This window comes from Frondihabitans sp. OV104 (genome assembly GCF_057787745.1).
In genome coordinates, this window is the sequence record NZ_CM173541.1 from 677,303 (window position 1) to 692,682 (window position 15,380).

8 protein-coding genes and 3 rRNA genes are annotated in these 15,380 nt (G+C 63.8%); all 11 read left to right on the plus strand.

The window, feature by feature from the left end:
* Positions 1 to 3: 3 nt before the first annotated feature.
* The 11 genes from argB to AC3CBB_RS03305 all read left to right on the plus strand — a co-directional run bounded on the left by argB (position 4) and on the right by AC3CBB_RS03305 (position 15,307).
* Positions 4 to 981: an acetylglutamate kinase gene (argB, locus tag AC3CBB_RS03255; protein WP_488625971.1), complete on the plus strand. Its 978-nt coding sequence runs from the start codon at positions 4 to 6 to the stop codon at positions 979 to 981.
* Positions 978 to 2,186 carry an acetylornithine transaminase gene (locus AC3CBB_RS03260; RefSeq protein ID WP_123505951.1) on the plus strand — a complete coding sequence of 403 codons (1,209 nt, stop codon included), beginning with the start codon at positions 978 to 980 and terminating at the stop codon, positions 2,184 to 2,186. The genes argB and AC3CBB_RS03260 overlap by 4 nt, the downstream gene beginning before the upstream one ends.
* The gene (argF, locus tag AC3CBB_RS03265) at positions 2,183 to 3,106 is read left to right on the plus strand and encodes an ornithine carbamoyltransferase (protein ID WP_123505950.1); all 924 of its coding nucleotides are present in this window, start codon (positions 2,183 to 2,185) and stop codon (positions 3,104 to 3,106) included. Before AC3CBB_RS03260 ends, argF begins: the two co-directional genes overlap by 4 nt.
* Positions 3,103 to 4,542, plus strand: a complete 1,440-nt coding sequence (gene argH, locus AC3CBB_RS03270) for an argininosuccinate lyase (protein WP_488625972.1) — start codon at positions 3,103 to 3,105, stop codon at positions 4,540 to 4,542. Before argF ends, argH begins: the two co-directional genes overlap by 4 nt.
* Before the next feature lie 133 nt (positions 4,543 to 4,675).
* On the plus strand, positions 4,676 to 5,269 hold the full coding sequence (locus AC3CBB_RS03275) for a DNA-3-methyladenine glycosylase (RefSeq protein WP_488625973.1): 594 nt from the start codon (positions 4,676 to 4,678) through the stop codon (positions 5,267 to 5,269).
* A gap of 18 nt (positions 5,270 to 5,287) precedes the next feature.
* Positions 5,288 to 6,592, plus strand: a complete 1,305-nt coding sequence (gene tyrS, locus AC3CBB_RS03280; RefSeq protein ID WP_488626703.1) for a tyrosine--tRNA ligase — start codon at positions 5,288 to 5,290, stop codon at positions 6,590 to 6,592.
* Between the two features lie 584 nt (positions 6,593 to 7,176).
* A 16S ribosomal RNA gene (locus AC3CBB_RS03285) occupies positions 7,177 to 8,702 on the plus strand.
* A 474-nt stretch (positions 8,703 to 9,176) separates the two neighbouring features.
* Positions 9,177 to 12,305, plus strand: a 23S ribosomal RNA gene (locus tag AC3CBB_RS03290).
* Between the two features lie 183 nt (positions 12,306 to 12,488).
* Positions 12,489 to 12,605, plus strand: a 5S ribosomal RNA gene (gene rrf, locus AC3CBB_RS03295).
* The 16S, 23S and 5S rRNA genes sit together here, the layout of an rRNA operon.
* Before the next feature lie 1,072 nt (positions 12,606 to 13,677).
* A complete protein-coding gene (locus AC3CBB_RS03300) occupies positions 13,678 to 14,313 on the plus strand; it encodes a hypothetical protein (protein WP_488625974.1) in 636 nt (211 codons plus the stop codon).
* Positions 14,314 to 14,335: 22 nt separating this feature from the next.
* Entirely contained in the window at positions 14,336 to 15,307 is a 972-nt protein-coding gene (locus AC3CBB_RS03305; RefSeq protein WP_488625975.1) for an HAD-IIA family hydrolase, read from the plus strand.
* Positions 15,308 to 15,380 lie beyond the last annotated feature (73 nt).

Below are 15,380 nucleotides of genomic sequence, written 5' to 3' on the forward strand. Positions count from 1 at the left end.
GGCATGGATACCGAACAGGCGCTGCGCCGCGAGCAAGACCTGGCTGCCGTCAAGGCGGCGACGCTCATCGAGTCGCTCCCCTGGCTGCTCAACTACCGTGACCGCGTCGTGGTCGTGAAGTTCGGCGGCAACGCCATGGTGAACGACGATCTCAAGCGCGCCTTCGCCGAAGACATGGTCTACCTGCGCACGGTCGGCCTGCACCCTGTCGTCGTCCACGGCGGCGGTCCGCAGATCTCGGCGGCGCTCAAGGCGGCCGGCATCGAGTCCGAGTTCCGCGGTGGCTACCGCGTGACGACGACCGAGGCCATCTCGGTGGTCCGCGATGTGCTGGCCGGCGAGGTCAACCGCGAGATCGTCGACATGATGAACGAGCACGGCGACCTCGCGCGGGGCGTGTTCAGCGACGGCACCGATTCCGCGCGACTCTTCGAGGGGCACGTGCGCGGCGTCGAGGTCGACGGCGAGACCTTCGATCTCGGCCACGTCGGCGACATCACGAGCGTCGACCCATCGCGTGTGCTCGCCGAGATCGAGGCCGGCAGGATCCCCGTCGTCTCGTCCATCGCCGTCAACGACATGGATCGCGACTCGGCCCTCAACGTGAATGCCGACGCAGCGGCCGCAGCTCTGGCCATCGCGCTCCAGGCGTCGAAGCTGATCATGCTGACGGACGTGCCCGGCCTCTACGCCGACTGGCCGAACCGCGACTCGCTCGTCGCGCTGATCACGGTCGACGAGCTGACCGAGATGCTGCCGAGCCTCGAGAGCGGCATGATCCCCAAGATGACCGCCTGCCTCGACGCCGTCGTCGCGGGCGTCGGCGGGGCGACCATCATCGACGGCCGCATCCCGCACTCCATCCTCCTCGAGATCTTCACCCAGCGTGGTGCGGGCACCGAGGTCATCCCCAACGGCAAGGCGAAAATCGCCTTACCGCACCAGCCACCCCAGGCAGATCAGAAGAGAGGACAGTCATGACCACGACCACACCGACAACCGAAGGCACGTGGCAGCGCCGATTCGGTGACTCCATCATGAAGAGCCTCTCGACCCCCAAGGTCATGCTCGAGCGGGGCCAGGGCTGCCAGGTCTGGGACGTCGACGGGAAGCGCTATCTCGACTTCCTCGCCGGCATCGCCGTCAATGCGCTCGGCCACGCGCACCCCGTGCTGGTCGACGCGGTCTCGAAGCAGGCTGCGACGCTCATCCACGTCTCCAACTACTTCGCCTCGCCGTCGCAGGTCGAGCTCGCCGAGCTGCTCAAGCGCATCACCGGTGCGGGCGACCGCGGCCGCGTCTACTACGGCAACTCCGGGGCCGAGGCGAACGAGGCGGCCTTCAAGCTGTTCCGTCTCAACAAGGGCGCCGACGGCAGGAAGACCCGCATCCTCGCGCTTCAGAGCGCCTTCCACGGCCGCACCATGGGTGCGCTCGCCCTCACCGGCAAGCCGGCTCTGCGCGAGCCGTTCGAGCCGATGCTCCCGGGCGTCGAGCACATCGAGACGTCCATCGAGGCGCTCGAGCAGGCGATGGACGACACCGTCGCCGGCTTGATCATCGAGCCGATCAAGGGCGAGGCCGGGGTGGTCGACCTGCCCGAGGGCTATCTCAAGGCCGCCCGCGAGCTCACCGCCAAGCACGGCGCTCTGCTGATCCTCGACGAGATCCAGACCGGCGTCGGCCGCACGGGCACCTGGTTCACCTTCCAGCAGTTCGACATCGTGCCCGATGCGGTCACCATCGCCAAGGGCATCGCCGGAGGCATCCCGATCGGCGCACTCGTCACCTTCGGCGACACCAGCGACCTGTTCGAGGCCGGCCAGCACGGCTCGACCTTCGGTGGCAACCCGTTCGCGACCAGTGCGGCGGTCGCCGTGCTCGGCGAGATCGAGGCATCCGACCTGGTCGGCAACGCAGCACGCCGCGGTGCGGAGATCCGAGCCGCGATCGAGGCCATCGGGTCGCCGCTGGTCAAGGAGGTCCGCGGTCGGGGGCTCCTGATCGGCGTGGGGCTTCACGAGCCGATCGCGAACGAGATCAACGCGCGCTGCCTCGAGGCCGGCCTCATCGTGAACGCCGCCAACGACTCCAGCATCCGCATCGCGCCGCCTCTGATCGTCGGCGACGCCGAGATCGCCGAGTTCGTCGAGATCTTCTCCTCCGTTCTGAAAGGTCTCGAATGACCCGCCACTTCCTCCGCGACGACGACCTCACGCAGGCCGAGCAGAGCGCCGTTCTCGACCTCGCCCAGAAGCTGAAGGCCGACCGGTACTCAGCGCGCCCGCTCGCGGGCCCGCAGACCGTCGCCGTGATCTTCGACAAGTCGTCGACCCGCACTCGTGTCTCGTTCGCTGTCGGCATCGCCGACCTCGGGGGAGTGCCGCTCATCATCGCCACCGCGTCGAGCCAGCTCGGCGGCAAGGAGACGCCGAGCGACACCGCTCGCGTGCTCGAGCGCCAGGTCGCCGCGATCGTATGGCGCACCTACGGCCAGGCCGGCCTCGAGGAGATGGCCGAGGGCACGACGGTTCCCGTCGTCAACGCGCTGTCGGACGACTTCCACCCGTGCCAGCTGCTCGCCGACCTGCTGACCATCCGCGAGCAGAAGGGCACGCTCGCCGGCCTGACGGTGGCGTTCGTCGGTGACGGGCGCTGCAACATGGCGCAGTCGTACCTGCTGGCGGGAGCGACGGCGGGCATGCACGTGCGGATCGGGGCCCCGGAGGAGTTCCTGCCCGAGACTGCTGTTCTCGAGGATGCCCAGCGCATCGCCGCCGTGAACGGCGGATCGGCCGTCGTCGTCACCGACGCGGTCGAGGCCGTCGCCGGCGCCGACATCGTCGTGACCGACACCTGGGTGTCGATGGGCAAGGAAGACGAGAAGGCGCACCGCGTCGCGACCTTCGGCTCGTACAAGGTCGACCACGCCCTCATGGCGCACGCCGACGACGACGCGATCTTCTTGCACTGCCTTCCAGCCGACCGCGGCTACGAGGTGGAGGCCGACGTCATCGACGGCCCGCGCAGCGTGATCTGGGACGAGGCCGAGAACCGTCTGCACGCCCAGAAGGCCCTCCTGACGTGGCTGCTGGAGCAGGAATGACGACCGGGGGCAATCGCGCGGCCGAGGCAGGCGCTCTCTGGGGCGGTCGCTTCGCGTCGGGTCCGAGCCCGGAGCTGCAGGCGCTGAGCAAGTCGACGCAGTTCGACTGGCAGCTGTACCCGTACGACATCGCCGGATCGCGTGCGCACGCTAAAGCTCTGGCTGCGGCCGGCTATCTCGACGAGTCCGAGCTGGGCGGGATGCTGGGGGCCCTCGACACCCTCGAGGCCGGGGTCGCCGACGGCACCTACACGGCGGCCGCGTCGGACGAAGACGTGCACTCCGCGCTGGAGCGGCATCTCATGTCGATCGCCGGGCCCGAGCTGGGCGGCAAGCTCCGCGCCGGCCGCAGCCGCAACGACCAGATCGCCACCCTCGTGCGGATGTACCTGCGCGACCACGGCCAGGTCATCGCGCACCAGGTCACCGACCTGATCGACGCGATCGCCGGACAGGCGAGCGCCAATCAGAGGGCCGTGATGCCCGGTCGCACGCACCTCCAGCACGCTCAGCCCGTGCTGCTCGCGCACCACCTGCTCGCGCACGCCTGGCCCCTGGTCCGCGATCTCGAGCGCCTGCGCGACTGGTCGCGACGAGCTGCCGCGTCGCCCTACGGCTCGGGTGCCCTGGCCGGCTCGTCGCTCGGGCTCGACCCGGCGCTCGTCGCCCGCGAGCTGGGCTTCGACCGCACGACCGAGAACTCGATCGACGCCACCGCCTCGCGCGACGTGGTCGCCGAGTTCGCCTTCGTCACGGCGTCGATCGGCATCGACCTCTCGCGCCTGGCCGAAGAGGTGATCATCTGGAACACCCGCGAGTTCGGCTTCGTGAAGCTGCACGACGGCTACTCCACCGGGTCGTCGATCATGCCTCAGAAGAAGAACCCCGACATCGCCGAGCTCGCGCGCGGCAAGTCGGGCCGCCTGATCGGCAACCTGACCGGTCTCCTCGCGACGTTCAAGGGATTGCCCCTGGCGTACAACCGCGACCTTCAAGAAGACAAAGAGCCCGTCTTCGACACCGTCACTCAGCTCGAGGTGCTCTTGCCGGCGTTCACCGGCATGATCGCGACGCTCGAGTTCGACACGGAGCGTCTCGCAGAGCTGGCTCCGCAGGGTTTCTCTCTGGCGACCGACGTCGCCGAGTGGCTGGTCAAGCAGGGGGTGCCGTTCCGCGACGCCCACGAGATCAGCGGGTCGCTCGTGCAGTTCTGCGAGACCCACGGCCTCGACCTCGACGAGCCGACCGACGAGCAGTACGCCGCCGTCTCGGAGCATCTCACGCCGAGCATCCGAACCGTGCTGACCGTCGAGGGCTCGATCGCGAGCCGTGACGGCGTCGGCGGCACCGCTCCGGTGCGCGTGGCCGAGCAGCTGGCTTCGCTCACCGCTCAGGTGCGCGCCCTGGTCGCCGGACTCGACCCGAAGGCCGTGTGACGATGACCGACGACACCCGTTCCACGCGGCCCTGGCTCCTTCGCATCATCATCGCGATCGCGGTCGTCGTCGTGGTCGCCGCGATCGTCTACACGATCGCGACCGGGCAGCGCTTCCTCTGAGACGCTCCGTCGTGGAACCCCACCCGCTCGCCCGCCCCGCGCTCGAGGCGGCGCCGCTGCTGCTCGGCGCTGTGTTCCGGGCGGGCGAGGTGGCGGTGCGGATCACCGAGGTCGAGGCCTATCACGGCCAGGGCCAGGACCCCGGCTCGCACGCGCACCGCGGGTTCACCGAGCGCAGCGCCAGCCTCTGGGGCGGCCCGGGAACCCTGTACGTGTACCTGTCGTACGGAATCCACCGCTGCCTCAACATCGTCTGCGGCCCGGAGGGCTACGCGTCGGGATGCCTGCTGCGGTCGGGCGAAGTGATCGACGGCCTCGATGTCGCGAGGTCGCGGCGCCCGACGGCCCGCACCGACATCGAGCTCGCGAAAGGACCTGGACGGCTCGGATCAGCCCTCGGCATCGAGCTGTCCGACGACGGCTCGTCGATCGCGACACCTCCGTTCTCGCTCGAATTGCCGAGAGAACCGGTCGCAGGAACCACCGGCCCCCGCGTCGGGGTCTCCGGCCACGCCGGCACCGATGCCTTCCCCTGGCGGTTCTGGATCGCCGACGATCCGACCGTGTCGGCATACCGCGCCGCCGTGAGTCGCCGCCGCGGCTAAAGTTGTCGGGTGACGAGTCTGACGACGGCCGACATCCTGGCCACCCAATCCAACGATCCCGAGTTCGACAACGTGTGGGACGAACTGGTCTATCGCGGGCTCGTCCATGTCTCGACCGACCAGGAGGCTCTCCGCGAGCTGCTCGGCGGCGAGGCGATCACGTACTACTGCGGCTTCGACCCGACGGCCCCCAGCCTGCACCTCGGCAATCTCGTGCAGCTGCTCGTGATGCGGCGCCTCCAGCTCGCCGGCCACAAGCCGCTCGGCCTCGTCGGCGGCTCGACCGGTCTCATCGGCGATCCGCGTCCCACGGCCGAACGCGTCCTCAAGTCGCGCGAGCAGACGGCGGAGTGGGTCGACAGGATCCGGGTGCACGTCGAGAAGTTCCTGTCGTCCGAGGGCGACAACGCCCTCCGCATCGTCAACAACCTCGACTGGACCGAGCCGCTCAGCGCCATCGAGTTCCTTCGCGACATCGGCAAGAACTTCCGCGTCGGCACGATGCTCAAGAAAGACGCCGTGTCGGCGCGTCTCAACTCGGATGCCGGCATCAGCTACACGGAGTTCAGCTACCAGATCCTGCAGGGTCTCGACTTCCGCGAGCTGTACCGCGCCTACGGGTGCGTGCTCCAGACCGGCGGGAGCGACCAGTGGGGCAACCTGACCAGCGGAACCGACCTGATCCGTCGCTCGGAGGGGGTGTCGGTGCATGCCATCGGCACGCCGCTCATCACGAACTCCGATGGCACCAAGTTCGGCAAGAGCGAGGGCAACGCCATCTGGCTCGATCCCGAGATGACCTCGCCCTACGCCTTCTACCAGTTCTGGCTCAACCAAGACGACGCCGACGTCGTCGATCGGCTCAAGATATTCACGTTCCTCACGAAGGCCCAGGTGCAGGAACTCGCCGACCAGGTCGAAGCCCGGCCCTTCGCGCGCGAAGCCCAGAAGCGCCTCGCGTACGAGGTGACCGCACTCGTTCACGGTCACGACGCCGCCCAGGCCGCCATCGATGCGTCCGCCGCGCTGTTCGGCCAGGGCGATCTCGCCCTGCTGGCGGCCGACGTGCTCGCTTCGGCGATCGCCGAGTTGCCGCACGCGACCGTCGCTCCCGGGACCACGGTGTCGCAGGCACTCGTGGCGACCGAGCTCGTCGCCTCGCTGGGTGCTGCCCGGAGGGCGACGGCCGAGGGAGGCGTCTACGTGAACAATGAGCGGGTCGCCGATGAGGCGACGGACATCGCGAGCCTCACCCTGTCGGGTGGTCACGCCGTGCTCCGCCGAGGCAAGAAGACCCTCGCGGGCATCACCGTCCAGGCCTGACGCCCGGGATTCCGGGGGAGTAGCGTGCGACACGCCCGAGATGCACGCAGGATTTGCCGCATCTGCGACCCGCACGTATTGTTTTCTCTTGTCACCCCAAAGGAACGGAAACGGGCCTGGATCTGATCCAGTTCAACCTTCCTCAAGCGGGACACCTGCTCCTCATCTCCTTGCTTGCAAGTCGAGATGATTGTGAGTAAGGTTGCAACTCTTCACCTGGCAAGCACATCTTGCAAGCGGCACCTCGTCTCGAGGGGCCGAAGTCTAGTCGGAAACGTTCGCAAGAACGGGTTTGACAGGGCCCGATCGGGTGGATAAGGTTTCAAAGTTGCCTCGGGCGAAGATGGTTTAGATCGTCGGGTTTCGGGTGCGTTTGGTCCTTGAGAACTCAACAGCGTGCACATTGTCAAATGCCAAATTATACCTCGGCATTCAGTGTTGTTACACCTTTCGGTGTGATGTATCTGGGTGTTGGGTTTCTTTGAGATTGAAATGGACAACAATCGTCAGATTGTTTGTACCTTTTGGTCAGCATCAAACTTGCTGCAGGTCACCTATTTTCGGGTGGTTTGTGGTGTTTTTCTTTTACGGAGAGTTTGATCCTGGCTCAGGACGAACGCTGGCGGCGTGCTTAACACATGCAAGTCGAACGATGAACAGGAGCTTGCTCCTGGGATTAGTGGCGAACGGGTGAGTAACACGTGAGTAACCTGCCCTTGACTCTGGGATAAGCGTTGGAAACGACGTCTAATACCGGATATGAGCTGCGGCCGCATGGTCTGCAGTTGGAAAGAATTTTGGTCAAGGATGGACTCGCGGCCTATCAGGTAGTTGGTGAGGTAATGGCTCACCAAGCCTACGACGGGTAGCCGGCCTGAGAGGGTGACCGGCCACACTGGGACTGAGACACGGCCCAGACTCCTACGGGAGGCAGCAGTGGGGAATATTGCACAATGGGCGAAAGCCTGATGCAGCAACGCCGCGTGAGGGACGACGGCCTTCGGGTTGTAAACCTCTTTTAGTTGGGAAGAAGGGAGCTTGCTCTTGACGGTACCAGCAGAAAAAGCACCGGCTAACTACGTGCCAGCAGCCGCGGTAATACGTAGGGTGCAAGCGTTGTCCGGAATTATTGGGCGTAAAGAGCTCGTAGGCGGTTTGTCGCGTCTGCTGTGAAATCTGGGGGCTCAACCCCCAGCCTGCAGTGGGTACGGGCAGACTAGAGTGCGGTAGGGGAGATTGGAATTCCTGGTGTAGCGGTGGAATGCGCAGATATCAGGAGGAACACCGATGGCGAAGGCAGATCTCTGGGCCGTTACTGACGCTGAGGAGCGAAAGCATGGGGAGCGAACAGGATTAGATACCCTGGTAGTCCATGCCGTAAACGTTGGGAACTAGATGTAGGGGCCATTCCACGGTTTCTGTGTCGCAGCTAACGCATTAAGTTCCCCGCCTGGGGAGTACGGCCGCAAGGCTAAAACTCAAAGGAATTGACGGGGGCCCGCACAAGCGGCGGAGCATGCGGATTAATTCGATGCAACGCGAAGAACCTTACCAAGGCTTGACATATACCGGAAACGTCCAGAGATGGTCGCCCCGCAAGGTCGGTATACAGGTGGTGCATGGTTGTCGTCAGCTCGTGTCGTGAGATGTTGGGTTAAGTCCCGCAACGAGCGCAACCCTCGTTCTATGTTGCCAGCACGTTATGGTGGGAACTCATAGGAGACTGCCGGGGTCAACTCGGAGGAAGGTGGGGATGACGTCAAATCATCATGCCCCTTATGTCTTGGGCTTCACGCATGCTACAATGGCCGATACAAAGGGCTGCAATACCGCGAGGTGGAGCGAATCCCAAAAAGTCGGTCTCAGTTCGGATTGAGGTCTGCAACTCGACCTCATGAAGTCGGAGTCGCTAGTAATCGCAGATCAGCAACGCTGCGGTGAATACGTTCCCGGGCCTTGTACACACCGCCCGTCAAGTCATGAAAGTCGGTAACACCCGAAGCCGGTGGCCCAACCCTTGTGGAGGGAGCTGTCGAAGGTGGGATCGGTGATTAGGACTAAGTCGTAACAAGGTAGCCGTACCGGAAGGTGCGGCTGGATCACCTCCTTTCTAAGGAGCATGTACCGCCCCGCTGTTTACACGGGATCAATGCGGTCAAGTCACACCACGGCGAATGTCTGTGGGTGGCGCTCATGGGTGGAACTTTGACAGTGGCCTTCGATCGAAGGTCTTGTGCTCAGTACGTTCTCTTCGGAGTTCTGGAACGGTGTGAGGCTGGGTGTTGGGGGCGTGCACGTTGTTGGGTCCTGAGGGACCAAACCTTGCTGCTTTCCCTTGATGGGTGGTGGTGGGTTGAACTCCTCTAGCGGACCTTGATGATCTGGCATCGCTTGCCGGGGATTCTTGGGGTCGCCCGTTTTTTGAGAACTACACAGTGGACGCGAGCATCTTGGACAACTCTTTGAGTTGTTCGAGTGCAATTTCTTCCCCGGCCGGCTTCTGCTGGTTGGGGTAACGAGATAACACTGATTTACCGCGTCAAGTCGGCTTCCTTCGGGGGGCCGTTTTGTCGTGGTTCTTTGTGGTCAAGTTTTTAAGAGCAAACGGTGGATGCCTTGGCATCTGGAGCCGAAGAAGGACGTAGAAATCTGCGATAAGCCTCGGGGAGCTGATAATCGAGCTGTGATCCGAGGGTGTCCGAATGGGGAAACCCCGCCAGGCGGCGTGCTGACCTGGTGACTCCCGCCTGAATATATAGGGCGGGTAGAGGGAACGGGGGGAAGTGAAACATCTCAGTACCCTCAGGAAGAGAAAACAACAGTGATTCCGTGAGTAGTGGCGAGCGAAATCGGAAGAGGCTAAACCGGTCATGTGTGATAGACGGCGGTCGTTGCATGGTCGGGGTTGTGGGACATGTTGTTCAGTTCTGCCGGACTGGAACAGTTACAGCGCAGTATAGGCGAACAGGATTGAAAGCCTGGTCATAGAGGGTGCGAACCCCGTAGCCGAAATGCTGGTGTTGGCTGAATGTGTATCCCAAGTATCACGGGGCCCGAGAAATCCCGTGTGAATCTGTCAGGACCACCTGATAAGCCTAAATACTCCCAGATGACCGATAGCGGACAAGTACCGTGAGGGAAAGGTGAAAAGTACCCCGGGAGGGGAGTGAAATAGTACCTGAAACCGTTTGCTTACAAACCGTTGGAGCCTCCTTAGTAGGGGTGACAGCGTGCCTTTTGAAGAATGAGCCTGCGAGTTAGCGATATGTGGCGAGGTTAACCCGTGAGGGGTAGCCGTAGCGAAAGCGAGTCTGAATAGGGCGATTCAGTCGCATGTCCTAGACCCGAAGCGAAGTGATCTATCCATGGCCAGGTTGAAGCGACGGTAAGACGTCGTGGAGGACCGAACCCACTTCAGTTGAAAATGGAGGGGATGAGCTGTGGATAGGGGTGAAAGGCCAATCAAACTTCGTGATAGCTGGTTCTCTCCGAAATGCATTTAGGTGCAGCGTTGCGTGTTTCTTGCCGGAGGTAGAGCTACTGGATGGCCGATGGGGCCCAAAAGCTTACTGACGTCAGCCAAACTCCGAATGCCGGTAAGTGAGAGCGCAGCAGTGAGACGGTGGGGGATAAGCTTCATCGTCGAGAGGGAAACAACCCAGACTACCAACTAAGGTCCCTAAGCGTGTGCTAAGTGGGAAAGGATGTGGAGTTGCAGAGACAACCAGGAGGTTGGCTTAGAAGCAGCCACCCTTGAAAGAGTGCGTAATAGCTCACTGGTCAAGTGATTCCGCGCCGACAATGTAACGGGGCTCAAGCACACCACCGAAGTTGTAGAATTCGTACTTTCGATAAGCCTTCGTGGTTCAGTCGTACGGATTGGTAGGAGAGCGTCGTGTGGCGAGTGAAGCGGCGGTGGAAACCAGCCGTGGACGCCACACGAGTGAGAATGCAGGCATGAGTAGCGAAAGACGGGTGAGAAACCCGTCCTCCGAAAGACCAAGGGTTCCAGGGCCAGGTTAATCCGCCCTGGGTAAGTCGGGACCTAAGGCGAGGCCGACAGGCGTAGTCGATGGACAACGGGTTGATATTCCCGTACCGGCGAAGAACCGCCCAAGATAATCCAGTGGTGCTAAGAGTCCTAACCCGGCTGAGTGGATCCCTTCGGGGTGATGCCGGCCGGTCTAACGCTCGACCCCATGCTGGTGCGTTTAGCGTATTAACAGGTGTGACGCAGGAAGGTAGCTGAGCCAGGCGATGGTATCCGTAAGGTGAACCTGGTGTAAGGACGTAGGGCTGACGATAGGCAAATCCGTCGTCAACGATGCCTGAGATCCGATGCGTACCCCGATTGGGGGAATTCAGTGATCCTATGCTGCCGAGAAAAGCATCGACGCGAGGTTCAAGCCGCCCGTACCCCAAACCGACTCAGGTGGTCAGGTAGAGAATACCAAGGAGATCGAGAGAATCGTGGTTAAGGAACTCGGCAAAATGCCCCCGTAACTTCGGGAGAAGGGGGGCCGGAACCGTGAACGGATTTACTCCGGGAGCGGGAAAGGCCGCAGAGACCAGTGGGAAGCGACTGTTTACTAAAAACACAGGTCCGTGCCAAGTCGCAAGACGATGTATACGGACTGACGCCTGCCCGGTGCTGGAAGGTTAAGAGGAAGGGTTAGCGCAAGCGAAGCTCAGAATTTAAGCCCCAGTAAACGGCGGTGGTAACTATAACCATCCTAAGGTAGCGAAATTCCTTGTCGGGTAAGTTCCGACCTGCACGAATGGCGTAACGACTTCCCAGCTGTCTCAACCGCGAACTCGGCGAAATTGCACTACGAGTAAAGATGCTCGTTACGCGCAGCAGGACGGAAAGACCCCGTGACCTTTACTACAGCTTGGTATTGGTGTTCGGAGTGGCTTGTGTAGGATAGGTGGGAGACTGTGAAGCTCGGACGCTAGTTCGGGTGGAGTCATTGTTGAAATACCACTCTGGTCACTTTGGATATCTAACTACGAACCGTGATCCGGTTCTGGGACAGTGCCTGGTGGGTAGTTTAACTGGGGCGGTTGCCTCCCAAAAAGTAACGGAGGCGCCCAAAGGTTCCCTCAACCTGGTTGGCAATCAGGTGTCGAGTGTAAGTGCACAAGGGAGCTTGACTGTGAGACTGACAAGTCGAGCAGGGACGAAAGTCGGGACTAGTGATCCGGCAGTGGCTTGTGGAAGCGCTGTCGCTCAACGGATAAAAGGTACCTCGGGGATAACAGGCTGATCTTGCCCAAGAGTCCATATCGACGGCATGGTTTGGCACCTCGATGTCGGCTCGTCGCATCCTGGGGCTGGAGTAGGTCCCAAGGGTTGGGCTGTTCGCCCATTAAAGCGGTACGCGAGCTGGGTTTAGAACGTCGTGAGACAGTTCGGTCCCTATCCGCTGCGCGCGTAGGAAATTTGAGAAGATCTATCCCTAGTACGAGAGGACCGGGATGGACGAACCTCTGGTGTGTCAGTTGTCCTGCCAAGGGCACCGCTGATTAGCTACGTTCGGAACGGATAACCGCTGAAAGCATCTAAGCGGGAAGCCGGCTTCGAGATGAGATTTCCATACCCTTCGGGGTGAGAGGCTCCCAGCTAGACTACTGGGTTGATAGGCCGGATGTGGAAGCGAGGACTAACGACTCGTGGAGCTGACCGGTACTAATAAGCCGATAACTTGACAACACCACCACCCTCACGAGGCAACTCGCGACGGGCAGGAGCGGTGATGCTCGCGTCCACTATGTGGTTCCCGGAACACGGTCGACAGACCCAGGTTTCGTGAACAGACAACTCAATACAGAGCTTTGAGCTCGAGACAAGACTTCATCCCGGACCCGGTAAACGGGTCACTGGATGACCTAGTGTTTCGGCGGCCATAGCGAGAGGGAAACGCCCGGTCACATTCCGAACCCGGAAGCTAAGACTCTCAGCGCCGATGGTACTGCAAGGGGGACCTTGTGGGAGAGTAGGACACCGCCGGACTCAACTTAGAAGAGGCCACCCAGCAATGGGTGGTCTTTTCGCATTTAGCCCTCCAGCGTCGGCAGCGCCGGGGCTGGCTGTTAGGCTGGGTTCACAACACCACAGCAGGCCCCATCGAGAGAACCCCGGTTAGCGCCGGGCGAGTTCCTCGGTTCCGTGTTCGTCTCATCGACGTGCACTGGCACAGATGCCGACGTCGCCAGACGTCGCGCGAAACAGACCCGAACTTCAGGAGAACAGCGTGAGCGATCGCGACGACGACAACGACAAGCGTCCGCGACGCGACGACTCCCGCAACACCGGGTCGGTGCCTCGAGGCGGCAGTTCAGGCCGCGGTGATCGACCTCAGGGTGGCCGACCTGACCGCGGTGGTCCGCGTCGCGATGGCGATCGTCCTGACCGCGGTGGTCCGCGTCGCGATGGTGGTCCTGCTCGTGATGGTGGTGCGCCGCGTCGCGATGGCGGCAGCTACAGCCGTGACAGCGGCGCCCCTCGTCGTGACGGCGCTCCGTCGCGCGATGGCGCGAGCCGCGACCGGACGTGGAGCCCGCGTCCGCCACGGGGTGGTTCCGACCGTGGTGGTGCGGAGCGGGGTGGCTCGGAGCGCCCCAGCCGTCCGTGGCAGGACCGCCCGGCGAACGGCCGCCCGTCGGGGGAGAGGTCTGACAGCCGACGTCCTCCGCGCGGCGACGGTCCTGCGGGTGCTGAGCGTGCCTACCGTCCTGGCGGTCGTCCTCCGCAGACCGGCGGTCGACCGGCCGAGCGAAGCGGGCGTCCCGGGCAGGGCGGTCGTCCGACTCAGGGTGGCAGGCCTCCGCAGGGCGGTCGTCCCGACCGCGGTGGGCCCGACCGCAACGGTCCCGACCGCGGCAGCCGCGCCGGCCGCGACCCTCGCGACAACGGCGGAGAGTGGGAGGACCGCGATCCGCTGGGCCTGCGTTCCGTCCGTCCCCGCCAGTTCGAGCCGCATCTGCCCGACGAGGTCGAGCCGCGTCAGCTCGACAAGGTCGCCCGCGCCGAGCTGAAGACTCTGAGCAAGGAGAACGCCGACTTCGTCGCGCGCCACCTGATCATGGCGGCGACGCTCATCGACGAAGACCCCCAGCTCGCTCACCAGCACGCTCAGGCCGCGGGTCGTCGCGCCGGCCGCATCGCGGTCGTCCGCGAGACGATCGCCATCACGGCCTACGCGCTGGAGGACTACGCTCTCGCGCTGCGCGAGCTGCGGACCTACCGTCGCATCTCGGGCCGCAACGACCAGCTGCCCATGATGGTCGACAGCGAGCGCGGACTCGAACGGCCCGACCGCGCGCTCGAGCTCGGTCAGTCGGTGGAGGCCGGCTCGCTCGAAGTCCCCGTGCGGGTCTCGCTTGCCATCGCCCTGTCGGGCGCTCGTCTCGATCTCGGCCAGGCCGACGCGGCGCTGCGGGAGCTCGAGATCCCTCAGCTCGACCGCACCCGCGCGTTCAGCTACAGCCCCGACCTGTTCGACGCCTACGCGACCGTGCTCGAGGAGCTCGACCGCGGTGCCGAGGCCGCGGACTGGTACGCCCTGGCCCGTCGTGCCCGCGCGGCCCTGAACACGTCAGACATCGAAGAGGACCGAGAGACCGTTGAGATCGTGGAAGAAGAAATCGAAGGATTCGACGGAGACGACGTCCCCCTCGACTCCGAGCTCGACGGCGACGACGAGCGCCCCGTCGACTGAGGCGCGATATCCGCTGGCAGGAGTGGACGTCGTCCTCGCCGACCTCGACGGCGTCGTGTACACCGGCCGTAACGCGATCCCGCACGCCGTCGAGAGCCTGAACAGGGCCGCCGCCGACGCTCGCGTCGCGTACATCACCAACAACGCCTCACGCACGGCCGACGCGGTCGCCGCGCAGCTGAGCGGCTTCGGCCTCGACGTGTCGGGCGACGACGTCGTCACGAGCCCGCAGGCGGCCATCCGACTCCTGGTCGACGCTGTCGAGCCCGGCTCGACGATCCTGGTCGTCGGGGGAGAGGGTCTCACCACCGTCGTGCAGTCTGCCGGCTTCACCGTGACTCGCTCGGCGGACGACTCCCCGGCTGCCGTCATCCAGGGCTTCGCGCCGGAGGTCGGCTGGAAGGACCTCGCCGAGGCGTCCTTCGCTCTCGCCGCCGACATCCCCTGGATCGCCACGAACCAGGACTGGACGATCCCGCAGGAGCGGGGCATCGCCCCCGGCAACGGCACGCTCGTCTCCGCAGTCCACACGGCAGTCGGCCGGCTGCCGCTGGTGGCGGGGAAGCCCGAGAGGGCGATCTTCGACGCCGCCCTCGAGCGGTACGCCGCCGAGGCGCCGCTGTTCATCGGCGATCGCCTCGACACCGACATCATCGGCGCCAACAAGGCGGGCATCCCCTCGGTGCTGGTGCTGACCGGCATCGACAAGGCCAAGCAGGTGCTGGCCGCCGCGGTAGACTCGCGTCCTCAGTACATCCTCGGTGACCTCCGGGAGCTGCACGAGGAGTACCCGGCGACCGTCGAGACGACGAGTCGAGACGGCGCACGAGTCTTCACGGTGCGCGACGCGCGCGTGCAGCTGCACGGCAATGTCGTCACGGTGCTCGAGAGCGGCGATCTCCCGGTCGACCTGCTGCGCGCCGGCGCTGCGGCCGTCTGGGCGAGCGGACTGATGATCTACGGCATGGTCGTCGACCCGGCGCTGCACGCCTGATCCAGGAGGATCGGCGCGACCCTGTGGACGGCCGCCGAGCGATGTCGGCGGGAGCGGTTAGGGTGGATCGACC

Bases quoted from the DNA above. Each gene is read 5' to 3' on its own strand.
- AC3CBB_RS03260 (WP_123505951.1), top strand. From the start codon at position 978: ATGACCACGACCACACCGACAACCGAAGGCACGTGGCAGCGCCGATTC.
- argF (WP_123505950.1), top strand. From the start codon at position 2,183: ATGACCCGCCACTTCCTCCGCGACGACGACCTCACGCAGGCCGAGCAG.
- AC3CBB_RS03300 (WP_488625974.1), top strand. From the start codon at position 13,678: ATGGCGGCGACGCTCATCGACGAAGACCCCCAGCTCGCTCACCAGCAC.
- argH (WP_488625972.1), top strand. From the start codon at position 3,103: ATGACGACCGGGGGCAATCGCGCGGCCGAGGCAGGCGCTCTCTGGGGC.
- argB (WP_488625971.1), top strand. From the start codon at position 4: ATGGATACCGAACAGGCGCTGCGCCGCGAGCAAGACCTGGCTGCCGTC.